14 protein-coding genes are annotated in these 12,878 nt (G+C 63.0%); 7 read left to right on the top strand and 7 right to left on the bottom strand.

The window, feature by feature from the left end:
* The first annotated feature begins 24 nt into the window (after nucleotides 1-24).
* Nucleotides 25-645, top strand: coding sequence for a hypothetical protein (locus R3X27_RS06475; RefSeq protein WP_317708014.1), 621 nt, complete (start codon nucleotides 25-27; stop codon nucleotides 643-645).
* A 4-nt stretch (nucleotides 646-649) separates the two neighbouring features.
* Here R3X27_RS06475 and R3X27_RS06470 read toward each other — a convergent pair whose 3' ends face one another.
* Nucleotides 650-1,150: a HugZ family protein gene (locus R3X27_RS06470; RefSeq protein ID WP_317708013.1), complete on the bottom strand. Its 501-nt coding sequence runs from the start codon at nucleotides 1,148-1,150 to the stop codon at nucleotides 650-652.
* A gap of 184 nt (nucleotides 1,151-1,334) precedes the next feature.
* Between R3X27_RS06470 and R3X27_RS06465 the strand changes: the two genes are divergently transcribed.
* The 4 genes from R3X27_RS06465 to R3X27_RS06450 all read left to right on the top strand — a co-directional run bounded on the left by R3X27_RS06465 (nucleotide 1,335) and on the right by R3X27_RS06450 (nucleotide 3,453).
* Complete coding sequence (locus R3X27_RS06465) at nucleotides 1,335-1,742, top strand: universal stress protein (RefSeq protein ID WP_317708012.1); 408 nt, start codon at nucleotides 1,335-1,337, stop codon at nucleotides 1,740-1,742.
* Nucleotides 1,743-1,892: 150 nt separating this feature from the next.
* On the top strand, nucleotides 1,893-2,213 hold the full coding sequence (locus tag R3X27_RS06460) for an antibiotic biosynthesis monooxygenase family protein (protein WP_317708011.1): 321 nt from the start codon (nucleotides 1,893-1,895) through the stop codon (nucleotides 2,211-2,213).
* Between the two features lie 7 nt (nucleotides 2,214-2,220).
* Nucleotides 2,221-2,970 (top strand): NAD(P)H-dependent oxidoreductase, encoded by a 750-nt coding sequence (locus R3X27_RS06455; protein ID WP_317708010.1) that lies wholly within the window; start codon nucleotides 2,221-2,223, stop codon nucleotides 2,968-2,970.
* Between the two features lie 75 nt (nucleotides 2,971-3,045).
* Entirely contained in the window at nucleotides 3,046-3,453 is a 408-nt protein-coding gene (locus R3X27_RS06450; RefSeq protein WP_317708009.1) for a universal stress protein, read from the top strand.
* On the opposite strand, the gene R3X27_RS06445 is transcribed toward R3X27_RS06450, so the two are convergent.
* The 4 genes from R3X27_RS06445 to uvrB form a co-directional block, all read right to left on the bottom strand.
* Nucleotides 3,437-3,946, bottom strand: a complete 510-nt coding sequence (locus R3X27_RS06445; RefSeq protein WP_317708008.1) for a YdcF family protein — start codon at nucleotides 3,944-3,946, stop codon at nucleotides 3,437-3,439. The two genes, R3X27_RS06450 and R3X27_RS06445, sit on opposite strands and share 17 nt — an antisense overlap.
* Nucleotides 3,947-4,021: 75 nt before the next feature.
* Complete coding sequence (locus R3X27_RS06440; protein WP_317708007.1) at nucleotides 4,022-4,762, bottom strand: hypothetical protein; 741 nt, start codon at nucleotides 4,760-4,762, stop codon at nucleotides 4,022-4,024.
* Between the two features lie 60 nt (nucleotides 4,763-4,822).
* Complete coding sequence (locus R3X27_RS06435; RefSeq protein ID WP_317708006.1) at nucleotides 4,823-5,062, bottom strand: hypothetical protein; 240 nt, start codon at nucleotides 5,060-5,062, stop codon at nucleotides 4,823-4,825.
* Between the two features lie 184 nt (nucleotides 5,063-5,246).
* Complete coding sequence (gene uvrB / locus R3X27_RS06430) at nucleotides 5,247-7,448, bottom strand: excinuclease ABC subunit UvrB (RefSeq protein WP_317708005.1); 2,202 nt, start codon at nucleotides 7,446-7,448, stop codon at nucleotides 5,247-5,249.
* Nucleotides 7,449-7,790: 342 nt separating this feature from the next.
* On the opposite strand from uvrB, the gene R3X27_RS06425 reads away from it, so the two are divergent.
* A complete protein-coding gene (locus R3X27_RS06425; RefSeq protein WP_317708004.1) occupies nucleotides 7,791-8,102 on the top strand; it encodes an ETC complex I subunit in 312 nt (103 codons plus the stop codon).
* A 238-nt stretch (nucleotides 8,103-8,340) separates the two neighbouring features.
* Nucleotides 8,341-8,547 (top strand): cold-shock protein, encoded by a 207-nt coding sequence (locus R3X27_RS06420; protein WP_317708003.1) that lies wholly within the window; start codon nucleotides 8,341-8,343, stop codon nucleotides 8,545-8,547.
* Nucleotides 8,548-8,637: 90 nt separating this feature from the next.
* Here R3X27_RS06420 and R3X27_RS06415 read toward each other — a convergent pair whose 3' ends face one another.
* Both R3X27_RS06415 and R3X27_RS06410 read right to left on the bottom strand, forming a co-directional pair.
* On the bottom strand, nucleotides 8,638-9,477 hold the full coding sequence (locus tag R3X27_RS06415) for a 3-keto-5-aminohexanoate cleavage protein (RefSeq protein ID WP_317708002.1): 840 nt from the start codon (nucleotides 9,475-9,477) through the stop codon (nucleotides 8,638-8,640).
* A gap of 95 nt (nucleotides 9,478-9,572) precedes the next feature.
* Complete coding sequence (locus tag R3X27_RS06410) at nucleotides 9,573-12,629, bottom strand: calcium-binding protein (RefSeq protein ID WP_317708001.1); 3,057 nt, start codon at nucleotides 12,627-12,629, stop codon at nucleotides 9,573-9,575.
* Between the last annotated feature and the right edge of the window lie 249 nt (nucleotides 12,630-12,878).

Raw genomic sequence — 12,878 nt, 5'->3', positions numbered from 1 at the left:
CGGATATTGGTTGGGGATTACAATATGCCGCTTTCGCTCGTCTTTTCGCGCGGTCTTGCTGCCATCTGTCTCTTCGCGCTGCTCTCGGGAGCTGCGACGGCTGAGGAGCGCAAGGGTGTTCTCGGATTCCTGCGGGCGTCTTCGAAGACGCCGGCGGCGATTGAGCTCGATGCCAGGAGCGGCGCGATGGCCACGGCGCGCGCGTCCTCGGGGCCGATGGCCAAGGCGTGCGATGTGCGCGGCAAGGCGCTGGGCAAGGTTGTCGAGAAGGGGCCGGGCAAGTGGAAGCTCCATGACACCGCCCCCGGCAGCACGACCAGACGTGCTTTCTATCTCACCGGCTTTTCCGATGGCTGTCCGCGCAGGCTCGACGGCGCTGTTGCCATGTTCGGCTCGGTCGAGCTTTACGAGCTGGTTCACTACGGCCCCGTGGGGATCAAGCCGACGCAGGCGGAGGTGGACCGAACCTATGCGAAGTTGCGGTCCAAGGTCTGCGGCAGCAGCGGGCGGGCCTGCAAGGAGCGGGGCGTCAGGAAGCTCTCCAAGCAGGCGGTCTTTGTCGATGTCTATGCGTCGGCCGAGGGGTCGTCGCGGGTGCAACTGCTGATGAATCGCGGCAAGCTGGCCGCCATGTCTCAGAAGTGACGGCTTATCCGGGCGCGACGAGATCCTCCGGCCCGAGCCGATAGGCCTTGCCGAAGCCGCCATTGAGCAGCGCCTGCTCCGTCTCCAGCCGCACGAACCCGAAATCCCCGAAGTCGATATAGAGCTTTGCCTTGGGGTGATCCCGCAGCCACCGGTCCCGCATTGCGGGATGGTCCGCGGCGTCGCGCGGCACGAACCGTGCCGTGGCCTGAAGGCTCAGGCGCGGATGGGTGAGGGGGTCGCCTTTTGGTCCTGGTTCGCCCAGCAGCAACGAACAGGCCGGGTTTGCCCGCAGCGCGCCGGTATGGGCCGAGAGGGTCGAGACGAGCAGGAGCGGTGTCCGCTCCGGGCTGGTCCCGACCGCGACCCGCGTGACCATCGGGCCGCCGGAATCCGGGTCGATCACGCCAAGGGCGCCGAACCGGGCGCGGTCGAGCAAGTCCCGCGCAATTTGCCGTGCCTCGTCATCGGTTGGCCGGATCGGATCGGAAATCTTTTCGCGCATTGGTCTCTTGCCACCTGTCCTCACTGAACGCAGGGTAGTGGCCGGAGGGGGAATGACAAGGGAAGCGCGCAGCCGGTCGGCCGAAAGGAAGATCTTGCGGGCTACTGGTGGAATTTCCTGACTTGAATCAAGGTAGAGCGCCCGGCAGCGAGATAGGCTCTGGGCTGTAAGGAGACATCGCATCATGTATGACAACATCCTCGTTCCAGTATCGTTCGAAGCGGACCGCAATGCGCGGGAAGCGATGGATATCGCGCAGGCAATCCGCGCCGAGGGCGGCAAGATCACCCTGCTGCATGTCATGGAGCACCTGCCGCAATACGCGACGGAGTATCTGCCGCCGGACCATCTCGAGAAGGCGCGCGAAGACATCACCGGCGGGCTGTCGGCGCTGTCGGAGAATGTCGATGCGGCCGAGGTCGTGGTCGTCGAAGGGCATTCGGCGCGCACCATTCTCGATTATGCGGACGAGGCCAAAGTCGATTGCATCGTGATCGCCTCGCACCGGCCCGGCATGCAGGATTATTTCCTTGGTTCGACCGCCGCCCGCGTGGTGCGTCACGCCAAATGCGCGGTGCATGTCGTGCGCTGAGCCGAGCGATCAAAGATCTTTCGGGGCCCGTCGCGTTTTCGCGGCGGGTCTTTTCGTTTCGGCCTGTATGCGGAGCGTGCCCGCGCCGCATTTCTCCCGTGCGGCCTGCTCCGGCCGTGCTAGGCTGGGGCCAACCACAGGGAGGAAAACATGCCGACGATTTCCAGGGCCAATGATGTTCAGACCGTTCTCACGACCTTCGAGATGACGCCGGGGACCTGTCAGGATCTGATGGACGCGCTGATCGATGCCTATGAGACCTTCATCTCCAAGCAGCCTGGCTTTGTCGGGGCGGGCCTGCATGTCAACGATGCGCAGACGCGGATCGCGAATTACTCGCAATGGGAGCGGCGCGAGGATTTTCAGGCCATGCTGCGCAGCGACGAAATGCGGCGGCGGAACCGGGAGATCAACGAGTTGTGCCGCAGCTTCGAACCGGTCATGTACGAGGTCGTTGCCAGTTTCAAATGAGGCAGACGTGACCAACACGCTTGTTGTTTCGGCCCATCCGGAGCCGAAGTCCTTCACCCACGCCTGGGCCCGCGCCACGGTGGATGCAGCGCGGGGCTTCGGGGAGGTTCAGACGTCGGATCTCTACGCGATGGGGTTCGATCCGGCCGAGCGGGCGGAACTCTATGGCCATGAGGGGCGGTTCGACCCGCTCCGGGTTCAGGAAGAGGCCGTGGCGGCGGGCAGCCTGCCGGCGGATCTGGCGGCGGAGGTCGCAAAGATCCGGGCGGCCGACCTGTTGGTTCTGCATTTCCCGATCTGGTGGTTTGGCGCGCCGGCGATGCTCAAGGGCTGGATCGACCGGGCGTTGGTGCATGGCGCGTTGCATCTGGTCGAGGAGCGGTTCGAGAAGGGTCCCTGCATTGGCAAGCGGGCGCTCATCTGTTGTTCGACGGGCTGTCGCGCTGCGGAATGCGGGCCAGACGGCCGAGAGGGCGATCTGCGCCTGCAACTCTGGCCGCTGGCCCATGCGCTGCGTTATTGCGGCTTCACGGTGCTGGCGCCGGAATGCGTGCACGAGGTGCATGGCTATCACGAGGCGCCGACCCGAGACGCCTTCGCGGCGCGTATCGCGGGCGTTCTGGACGGGCAGGGTGCGCTGCTGGACGGGCTTGGCGATCGGCCGGTCTGGGCGTCCAATCCGGCGGGTGACTTCGACGCGCTCGGCCGGCTCCTGCCCGGAGCACCAGTTCTCTCGCCGTTCATCCGCCACCCGTAATGCGCGGGACGTGACCTGAATCAACGCGCTTGCGGCGGTTTTGGGGGATACTTGGCGCGTGTACGGGAGGCAAACATGTATCACAATATCCTCGTGCCGGTATCCTTCGAAGATGACGCAAAGATCAGCGCTGCGCTCGATGTCGCGCGCGCCCTGGCGGCGCCGGAGGCGAAGATTACCCTTCTTCACGTTATGGAATACATCCCGACCTATGCTCTGCATTACATGCCGGCCGACTTGACCGAGGCCACGCGCGAAGGGCTCATGTCCGAGCTTGCGCGCTTTGCGGCCCAAGTCCCCGGCGGGCATGGTGTCCTGATCCAGGGGCATGCGGGGCGGGCAGTCCTCGACTATTCCGCCGAGCATGAAAGCGATTGCATCGTCATCGCCAGTCACAGGCCGGGCATGCAGGATTACCTGCTTGGCGGCACGGCGGCCCAGGTGGTGCGCCATGCGGGCTGTGCGGTCATGGTGGTGCGCTAGGCGCCCGCAAAAGGTACCACAGATAGGCGACGGCTTCGCGTAGCAGGGCTTTGATCTTGCGCGCGGTGAGCGGGCCGGGCGGCGGTGGTGGCGCAGGCTGGCACCGCAGGCCCATCCTGCGCGCGATCAGGTGCGCGCGCGGCAGGTGATAGCCGTCGGTGACGATACAGACCCTGTCCGTGCCAATTTCCTGCAGGATCGGCAGCGCGAAGGCGATGTTTTCCAACGTGTTCGTCGAGCGATCTTCCGCGTGGAGCGTGGTTTCGGCAATGCCGGCGGCGCGGCAGATCCGGCAAATGAGGCTGGCCTCGCTTGGAGGAAACCGGCCGATGCCACCACAGCCGACAATATGGGTGACGTGGTCTTCGAGGAGGAGCCGCGCGGCATGGCGTGCGCGGCGTTCCAATGTCGGTGAAGCGCGCCCGCCTTCCCAGGCAGCGGCGCCGAGGACAAGCGCGACGACCGGTGCGTCTGGAGGGGAGGGTGATGCCATCTGGCGGTTTCATGTCTCTGCTGGGTGCCGGGACAGGCTGCAGCGCTTCGCTGTGAAGTTCAATCCCGCGCGCGGTCAGAAATCCAGCCAGGCCCCGATCTTCATCCCCTGCGACTCGTCATTTTCGAGTCCGATCGTGACTGCGGATTCGATGCTGATGCCGCGCCCGAGCTTCATCACATAGGTTGGTTGCGCGCGGGTATAGGTGGGGTATCCGTCAAGGGCACCGGATTGCATCTGCAGGTAGAAGAGTGAGCGCTCGCCCGGTTTCAGGCCCAGCGTCGAATCGACCTTCCAGGCCATGGTGCGCGCTTTGTCCAGGCCGCTCATCTTCGCGTCGATATCGACCCATCCATCGATCCAGCGCGTCTCGAAGCCCCGTCCCCAGGACGCGCCGACTCGAAACTGGGTGTCATTGATTTGTCGCCAGTCCCGGTAGCCGCCCATCCCGACCTCGAAGCCATAGCTGCTGCGCCAGTTCGGACGGCTGTAGTTTCGGCGCAAGAAATAGACGGTGCTGAAGCTGTGCTCGTGTGGGCGCTGGATCCGGTCGATGCCGAAAGTCAGATTCTCGGTGATGCCATACTCGAAATAGGCAGCTATTTCTTGCGTGAGTTCAACCGGTTCGACGCCAGGGACCTGATAGGACAGTGACTGCATGTAGCCCATCACGTCGCCAAAGGTAGAGTAGGAGAGCGAGAGGAATCCCTTGTCCTTGCCGCGCGGCCATGCGCCTCCGGCGAGGCCTGGTTGCGCTGCCGCGATGAGGGCGAGGCACAGGATGCCCAGAACAAGAGAAAACGGGCCGGCTTTCATAGCCGGAACGCTCGGTCATCTTGGTTAAGAAGTGGTTACCCGAGCATGGAAGGTTTGGAATCAGACCGTTTTGGCGGGGCGTCCCGCACTATTGGCGGGCAGTTCCTCGGCAGCGCCGGAGGACGCGTCAACCTGATGCATCTCGATCAGGATCAGGCGCAGCAGAAACATGATTGCCGTCACCATGCCCGACGCCATGTAGATGCCGAGAACAGACAGCCAGCCGCCGCCCAGAAAGAGCATCGCGCCGGCACAGCTCATGGCGACCGCCGTCGAGACAAGTACCAATCCGACAACCATGACAATCCCCCAAACACCGGCCGCCCACCGGCAAATCCCGTTCGTCTCGAGCGCCGGATAGTTCGGCACAAGAACGATCAATGAAAACCTGAGACGAGAGTCGCATGGCTTCCTTTGCAATCCGTTAAGAACTGCCAAGGCAGGCACGCGATCTTGCCAAGTGGTTAACGTCCAGCGTGTCCGGTCAGGACTTGCGTCGCCGTTTCTTGACGCCCCCGCGTTGGCCCGGACGCCCGGCTGTGGAGCGACCGCTGCTCTTCTGGGCCGATTCCACCGCCTGATCGACGGCGGATTGCCGGGCGAGCGGGTCGTCGGAGATGGTCAGATCCACCGTTTCCAGCCGCTTGACCTCGTCGCGCAGCCGCGCCGCTTCCTCAAATTCGAGGTTCTCGGCGGCCTCGCGCATCTGTTTGCGCAAGCCGTCCAGATGCGCCTCGAGATTGGCGCCATGCAGGGGCTTGTCGACCTTCGCGGTGACGCGCGACATGTCCACATCGCCCTGGTAGAGGCCCTGAAGGATGTCCTCGACATTCTTTTTCACCGTTTCCGGCGTGATGCCGTGTTCCTCGTTATAGGCGATCTGCTTGACCCGACGGCGTTCGGTCTCCTTGAGCGCACGCTCCATCGAGCCGGTGATCCGGTCGGCATACATGATGACCCGGCCCTCGGCGTTCCGGGCGGCGCGGCCGATGGTCTGGATGAGCGAGGTCTCGGAGCGCAGGAAGCCCTCCTTGTCGGCGTCGAGGATCGCGACGAGGCCGCATTCGGGAATGTCGAGCCCCTCCCGCAACAGGTTGATGCCGACGAGCACATCGAAAGCGCCGAGGCGCAGGTCGCGCAGGATCTCGATGCGCTCGATCGTGTCGATATCGGAATGCATGTAGCGGACCTTGATGCCCTGCTCGTGCAGATATTCGGTCAGGTCCTCGGCCATGCGCTTGGTCAGCGTGGTGACCAGCGTGCGGTAGCCGTCAGCGGCGACCTTGCGGATCTCGTCCAGCAGGTCGTCCACCTGCATCTCGACCGGACGAATCTCGACCTGTGGGTCCAGAAGGCCGGTTGGGCGGATGATCTGTTCGGTGAAGACGCCGCCGGTCTGGTCCAGCTCCCAGGCGGCGGGCGTGGCGGAAACGAAGACCGATTGCGGGCGCATCGCGTCCCATTCCTCGAATTTGAGCGGGCGGTTGTCCATGCAGGAGGGCAGGCGGAAGCCGTGCTCCGCGAGGGTGAACTTGCGCCGGTAGTCGCCCTTGTACATGCCGCCGATCTGGGGGACGGAAACGTGGGATTCATCTGCGAAAACAATGGCGTGATCGGGGATGAATTCGAAAAGCGTGGGGGGCGGCTCGCCGGGCGCGCGCCCTGTGAGATAGCGGGAGTAGTTCTCGATGCCGTTGCAGACGCCGGTGGCTTCGAGCATTTCGAGGTCGAAATTCGTCCGCTGTTCCAGTCGCTGCGCCTCCAGCAGCTTGCCTTCGTTGACGAGCTGGTCGAGGCGCTGCTTCAGCTCCTTCTTGATGCCGTTGATCGCCTGTTTCATCGTTGGTTTGGGCGTCACGTAATGCGAGTTGGCGTAGACGCGGATGCGCTCGAACGTGTCGGTTTTCTCGCCGGTCAGCGGGTCGAACTCGGTCAATGCCTCCAGTTCTTCGCCAAAGAAGCTGAGCCGCCAGGCGCGGTCTTCGAGGTGCGCGGGCCAGATCTCCAGCACATCGCCGCGCACCCGGAAGGATCCGCGCTGAAACGCGTGGTCGTTGCGGCGATATTGCTGGGCGATCAGATCCGCGATCACGCCGCGCTGGTCATATTCCTTGCCGACATGCAGATCCTGCGTCATCGCCCCGTAGGTCTCGACCGAGCCGATCCCGTAGATGCAGGAGACCGAGGCGACGATGATCACGTCGTCGCGTTCGAGCAGGGCGCGGGTGGCCGAGTGGCGCATCCGGTCGATCTGCTCGTTGATCTGGCTTTCCTTCTCGATATAGGTGTCGGAACGCGCGACATAGGCTTCCGGCTGGTAATAGTCGTAAAAGCTGACGAAATACTCGACCGCGTTGTCCGGGAAGAAACTCTTGAACTCACCATAGAGCTGCGCGGCCAGCGTCTTGTTGGGCGCGAGGATGATGGCGGGGCGCTGCGTTTGCTCGATCACCTTGGCCATGGTGAAGGTCTTGCCGGTGCCGGTCGCGCCGAGCAGGACCTGGTCACGCTCGCCCTCGCGAACGGCGGCCACCATCTCGACGATCGCATTCGGCTGGTCGCCGGCCGGTTCGAACTTTGCATGCAGGGTGAACTCTTTGCCGCCCTCCAGCTTCTCCCGCGTCCGGACATCCGACGCGGGACTGTTGAGGAGGGCTTCGCTCTTGTCGGAATGGGCATAAGGCATCGGGCGACTCGCGACTGGGGGGACCGGTGATCCGGTTTTGTTCCATTTCATCTCTTGGGCCGCAAAGTTCAAGCGGCGCGTTTCCGGAGCTGCTCTGTGCAGGCCGAAACCGCGGCTCCGCGCTGAGCTGTCATCAGGTGCGACCAATATGACTCGCGATTCGGACAAAATGACGCTACGGTAACTTCACGCAGCAGTAAGGTTGCCAGCCGGTTCGCCTCACGACCCACCCCATTCCCTCGATGCCGGCTGGCAACCGCTCATCCTCCCGAGACAGAATGGCCCCTTGCGTCGCCCCCGCCTCTTGGCGATATATCTGCCGTGATCCAAGGAGAGTTGCCCATGCGCGCGCGCATTTATCAGCCGGCCAAGAACCCGATGCAGTCCGGTACGGGCAAGACGAAGATCTGGATGCTGGAACTTGTGCCGTCGGGCGGCCGCGAGATTGATCCCCTGATGGGCTGGCCGAGCAATTCGGACATGGCCGCGCAGATCAAGATGAAGTTCGCCAGCCGGGAAGCTGCCGAGGATTATGCGAAGTCCAAGGGGCTGGATTACGTGGTGGTCGCGCCCAAGAAGCGCAAGCCGGTGATCCGGCAGGGCGGCTATGGCGAAAATTTCGCCACCAATCGCCGAACCGTCTGGACCCACTGACCCTCGGGAGAGGGGACAGGTCAGGCGCAACCATTGGCAGAAAATCACCGAAAGGCGCGGGGCATGGCCTCGACGCGTAGACTGGGACTTGCAAGACTCAGTTTGGTAGGCCATATCCGAAAATGCGACCGGTACCACGCACAGATTGTCTCCACCTCGGCTTCAGTCTCGATTGCAACGACTGACGCCGACGTTGCCGCAATCCTGCGGGCAGCGAGATCTAACTAGGAGACGACGGATGGCTACTGGCACCGTGAAATGGTTCAACACCACCAAAGGCTACGGCTTCATTCAACCCGATGGCGGCAAAAAGGACGTTTTCGTTCATATCAGCGCCGTTGAGCGTTCCGGCCTGACCGGTCTGGCCGATGGCCAGAAGGTGAACTTCGACATCGAAGCTGGCCGTGATGGTCGCGAATCCGCGATCAATCTCGAAGCGATGTAATTCAGGGCGATTTTCGCCTGGACGTTTTTTCGGGGCCCTCAGGGGCCCCGAATTGTTTTTGCGCCCCTGTTTTGGGCGCCGCTGTCGCCGTCAGGCAGGCTGCCGGAGCGGCCGGTCGAGCATCTCTCGCGCCTGCTGCCAGGTCGCAACAGGTCGCTCGTATTTCTCGCAGAGATCCACGGCTCGGGACACCAGCGCGGCGTTGGACGGGGCGAGTGTGTCCTTGTCGATCCGGACATTGTCTTCGAGGCCGGTGCGCGTATGGCCGCCCTCGGCGATGCACCATTCATTGACCACGATCTGGTTGCGGCCGATGCCGGCAGCGCACCAATCGGCGTCCGGTGCCAGACGCTGGATCGTCTTGATGTAATAGTCGAACACGTCGCGATCGACCGGCATCGCGTTCTTCACGCCCATGACGAATTGCACGTAGAGCCGGCCCGGGATCCGCCCGTCGCGATTCATCGCCACGGCCTGGTGGATATGGCTGAGGTCGAAGGCCTCGATCTCCGGTTTCACGTCATAGGTCCGCATCTCGCTGGCGAGCCAGTCGACGAGGTCCGGCGGGTTCTCATAGACGCGGGTCGGGAAGTTGTTCGAGCCGACCGAGAGCGAGGCCATGTCGGGGGCCAGCGGCAACATGCCACCGCGCGCAGAGCCCGCGCCGGAGCGACCGCCGGTCGAAAACTGCAGGATCATGCCGGGACAGTGTGTCTCCAGCCCTTCCTTCAGGCGGGCGAATTTCTCCGGGTCCGAGCTGGGTGTGCCGTCGTCATTGCGCACGTGGCAATGGGCGATGGCGGCCCCGGCTTCGAAGCTTTCATGAACGCTTTCAACCTGTTCGGTGAACGTGATGGGAACGGCGGGGTTGTTTTCCTTGGTTGCGACCGAACCGGTGATCGCGACGCAGATGATACAGGGCTTCTTCATGGCCCGAGCCTTTCGAGATGCATGTGGACGGCGGCAGATTGCGCGACGCCGCCCGGAATGCAAGCTGTGATAGGCGCGCAGGGGGGCGCGCGGGCTCAGGAGAAGATGAAGTCCCCGGCGTCGATTGGCGTGGACGGCGTTACCAGCATGACCGAGGTCTCGGCAAAGGAGATCGCGACATTGCCGTTCGCATGTTCGACAATTGTCAGGTCTTCGAAGGAGGAGACCGAGTCCTGGATCCGGATGACGTCATCGGCGTCGAAATCGTAGATATTGTGCTTGCCGTCGTCACTGTCGAAGACAAAGGCATCCGCGCCGGCGCCGCCATAGAGCCAGCCGCCGCCATCGCCGGCAATCAGCGTGTCGTCGCCGTCCCCGCCATCAAGCAGGTCTGTTCCGTCGCCGCCCTCCAGCCGGTCATTGCCGTCTTCGCCATAGAGGCGGTCATCGCCGGCACCGCCGAGCAACCTGTCCGCCGAACTGCCGCCATAGATGTAGTCGTTGCCCGCGCCGCCATCGAGGCTGTCGGATCCGCTCTCACCATAGAGCTTGTCGGCCCCGTCGCCGCCGAACAACGTGTCGTCATCCGCGCCGCCTTCCATCTGATCGCGCCCGTCTCCGCCCAGCAACGTGTCGTTGCCCGCGCCGCCGAAGAGCCAGTCATCCTCGCTCCCCGCATCGAGCATGTCGTCGCCATTGCCGCCGGTGAGCTGGTCGCGCCCCGTGCCGCCCAGGATGGCATCGTCATCATTGCCGCCAAAGAGACGGTCATCGCCGTCGCCGCCGATCAGGGTGTCATTGCCGTCGCCGCCATAGATGTAGTCCTGCTCGATACCGCCATCGAGGCTGTCCGCGCCGTCATGTCCGTAGAGCGTGTCCTTGCCGCTTTCGCCGAGGATCGTGTCATCGCCCGCGCCACCTTTCAGCATGTCGCGCCCGTCCCCGCCCGAAAGGTGGTCGTCGCCATCATCGCCGACCAGATGGTCGTCGCCAATGTCGCCGATGAGGCTGTCATTGCCGTCGCCGCCCCGAAGAAGGTCGCCGCCCTCGCCACCATTGATCAGGTCGTCCGAGCCACCGCCCGAGATGGCGTCATCGCCGGTTCCGCCCAGGAGCGTATCCGCGCCCCCACCGCCCCAGATCCGGTCGTTGCCATCGCCGCCCTCGATCTGGTCATCGCCATTGCCGCCTTCGATCACGTCATTGCCGGCTTCGCCGAACAGCATGTCATTGCCCGCCTTGGCGAGAATGGTGTCATTGCCGGCCCCGCCATGAACGACATCGTCGCCGTCCTTTGCATAGACGCCATCGACGAAAACATCATCGCCGGAGTCCAGCCAGACGGTATCGGCGCCGCTCGTATCCGCGACATGGTCGTTCCCGATGCCGCCATCGACGAAATCATGGCCCGCACCGGTGAGGATGTAGTCGTCATCGGCGCCACCGCTGATCTGGTCGGAACCACTGCCGCCGGAGATGTAGTCTTCGCCGGCGCCGCCCTGAAGCCCGTCATCGCCGCTGCCGCCAATGATCCCGTCATCGCCGTCGCCGCCTTCGATGAGGTCGTTGCCGCTATTGCCTTCGAGCCAGTCATGGCCACCTTCGCCGAAAACCGTGTCCTGTCCATCGCTGCCGAGAATGAGGTCATTTCCGTCGCCGGACTGGATCTCCAGATCGCTGTCGCAGCCGTCGATCAATGTGCCTCCATTGTCGAGCAGGTCGTCACACCCGGTCCAGATCGCGAAATCGAGGGTCTCGGTGATGCTGGAGAGGGCTTCCGCCAGATCGACCTCCACTGCATCGGTGCCAGCATCCATCTGGCTCCCGAAGACGACCTGGACAACGCCATAGGCACCGATATCGAACAGGGCGGTGCTGCCGGCATTGCTGTAGCTTCCGACCACCGTCACGATCGGGGTGGCATCGGGATCGTCAAACAGACCATCCGTGCCCAGAGAGGTCACTTCGTAGGACAGACCGGTCAGGCCGAGGGAGGTCAGGTCCAGCGAGATCTGGCTGTCGGTCTCTTCGCGCGAGGCAAGGTAGACCACCGTCTCCTCGCCATCGGAATAGACATAGACATGGCCATTGCCATAGTCGTAGCGCGATAGCAGGTCCTTGCCGCCGACAGAGCTGCCGAGCATGGCAAAGGTCTCGCCGGAGATCGACAGCGTGTCGTCGCCCTCGTTCCCGGTCAGCGTGATATCCGTGGTCTGCTGGACGGGCCAGACAAAGGCAGCATCGACCCCTTCCATGACCATTTCCGAGAACACCCAGAGCAGCACCGAGGCACCGCGCATTCCGAGATCTTCGGTATTGTTGCCGGCGACATTCCATTCGGTGACGTAGTATTTGAGGTCGCCGAACCGCCCGCTTTCGGACCAGTCGTCGAGATAGTCGAAACGGTAATCGGTGTTTTCGAGATTATCGTAGCTGCCGGAGGCATAGTAATGCGTCACCACCGCGTCGATCGCCTCGGCGGCCTCGTCGGTGATGTTCTCGATCAGGTAATCGTTCTGCACCCAGCCCTTCTCGGTCGAATAAGCGCCGTACTGGCCGCGCTGGACCGCGATATCCGGCTCGGTCAGAAGGCTGCCTTCGGTCTTGAGCTGATCGATGGCGGATTGCGAGGCCTCGGCGATGACGCTGGCGATCTTCGCGTATTCGGTCACGTCCATCTCGCCACCGAGCCAGTACTCGTTGCCGATCTCGAGGCACATCACCTCGGCATCGCCGAACGTCCCGGAGAGCAGCTCGTAGACGAAGTCGTAGACATCGTCATAGGCGGTATCCAGCGGCGCGCGTGTGCCGAGCTCGCCCTCTCCCAGCAGGCTCCGGGTGGGAATGACGATATTGACGCCGACGCCGAGAGCGGCCGCATCCGCCATGAAATCGGACAGCGGAAGCAGGTCGCGGTATTCGCCTCTGTCGGGGTCCCAGCCGGTGGTCTTGTCGGGGTCATTGATGTCGAAGAACCACTCGGTGACGGTGCCGCCGGGATAGCGCAGGTTGCTCAGGCCGAGATCCTGCACCGCCTCGTCATAGGTACCGTCATCCATCCGGTCACGGTCGATCAGGAAGTTGCCGCCAAGCATGTTTTCGGACACTGTTCCCAGAGATCCGGATGTCTGGAAGGAAATACTTGTCGTCATTTCGGCTGCTCCGCTCTGACCGTGATGTCCCGCCCCGAAGGGAGTACGCACGGGTCCTTCTGCAGAAGCCAAAATGGCTGTTTCAGCCCTAACCTCTTCTTAACGAATTGTGACACCTTCTGGGCAAGCCATTAGGATTTTATCAACAAGTGGGCTTCACAGGGAGGGCGGCGGGCATCCGGAACGAACCCCGGGAGCCAAACTTCCGACGAAATTGTTTGCAAATACCATGCAAACAGGCTCAGGAGA

Source organism: Tropicimonas sp. TH_r6 (genome assembly GCF_033101155.1).
GTDB lineage: Bacteria > Pseudomonadota > Alphaproteobacteria > Rhodobacterales > Rhodobacteraceae > Tropicimonas.
Note: the sequence above shows the minus strand (reverse complement) of the source record. Positions and strands in the feature narration are given on the sequence as shown.

What these genes read in the sequence shown, in the direction of transcription:
- R3X27_RS06445 (WP_317708008.1), bottom strand. Translation starts at nt 3,946, where the DNA reads ATGGCATCACCCTCCCCTCCAGACGCACCGGTCGTCGCGCTTGTCCTC.
- R3X27_RS06425 (WP_317708004.1), top strand. Translation starts at nt 7,791, where the DNA reads ATGCGCGCGCGCATTTATCAGCCGGCCAAGAACCCGATGCAGTCCGGT.
- R3X27_RS06460 (WP_317708011.1), top strand. Translation starts at nt 1,893, where the DNA reads ATGCCGACGATTTCCAGGGCCAATGATGTTCAGACCGTTCTCACGACC.
- R3X27_RS06420 (WP_317708003.1), top strand. Translation starts at nt 8,341, where the DNA reads ATGGCTACTGGCACCGTGAAATGGTTCAACACCACCAAAGGCTACGGC.
- R3X27_RS06465 (WP_317708012.1), top strand. Translation starts at nt 1,335, where the DNA reads ATGTATGACAACATCCTCGTTCCAGTATCGTTCGAAGCGGACCGCAAT.
- R3X27_RS06410 (WP_317708001.1), bottom strand. Translation starts at nt 12,629, where the DNA reads ATGACGACAAGTATTTCCTTCCAGACATCCGGATCTCTGGGAACAGTG.
- R3X27_RS06475 (WP_317708014.1), top strand. Translation starts at nt 25, where the DNA reads ATGCCGCTTTCGCTCGTCTTTTCGCGCGGTCTTGCTGCCATCTGTCTC.
- R3X27_RS06470 (WP_317708013.1), bottom strand. Translation starts at nt 1,150, where the DNA reads ATGCGCGAAAAGATTTCCGATCCGATCCGGCCAACCGATGACGAGGCA.
- R3X27_RS06450 (WP_317708009.1), top strand. Translation starts at nt 3,046, where the DNA reads ATGTATCACAATATCCTCGTGCCGGTATCCTTCGAAGATGACGCAAAG.
- R3X27_RS06415 (WP_317708002.1), bottom strand. Translation starts at nt 9,477, where the DNA reads ATGAAGAAGCCCTGTATCATCTGCGTCGCGATCACCGGTTCGGTCGCA.
- R3X27_RS06440 (WP_317708007.1), bottom strand. Translation starts at nt 4,762, where the DNA reads ATGAAAGCCGGCCCGTTTTCTCTTGTTCTGGGCATCCTGTGCCTCGCC.
- uvrB (WP_317708005.1), bottom strand. Translation starts at nt 7,448, where the DNA reads ATGCCTTATGCCCATTCCGACAAGAGCGAAGCCCTCCTCAACAGTCCC.
- R3X27_RS06435 (WP_317708006.1), bottom strand. Translation starts at nt 5,062, where the DNA reads ATGGTTGTCGGATTGGTACTTGTCTCGACGGCGGTCGCCATGAGCTGT.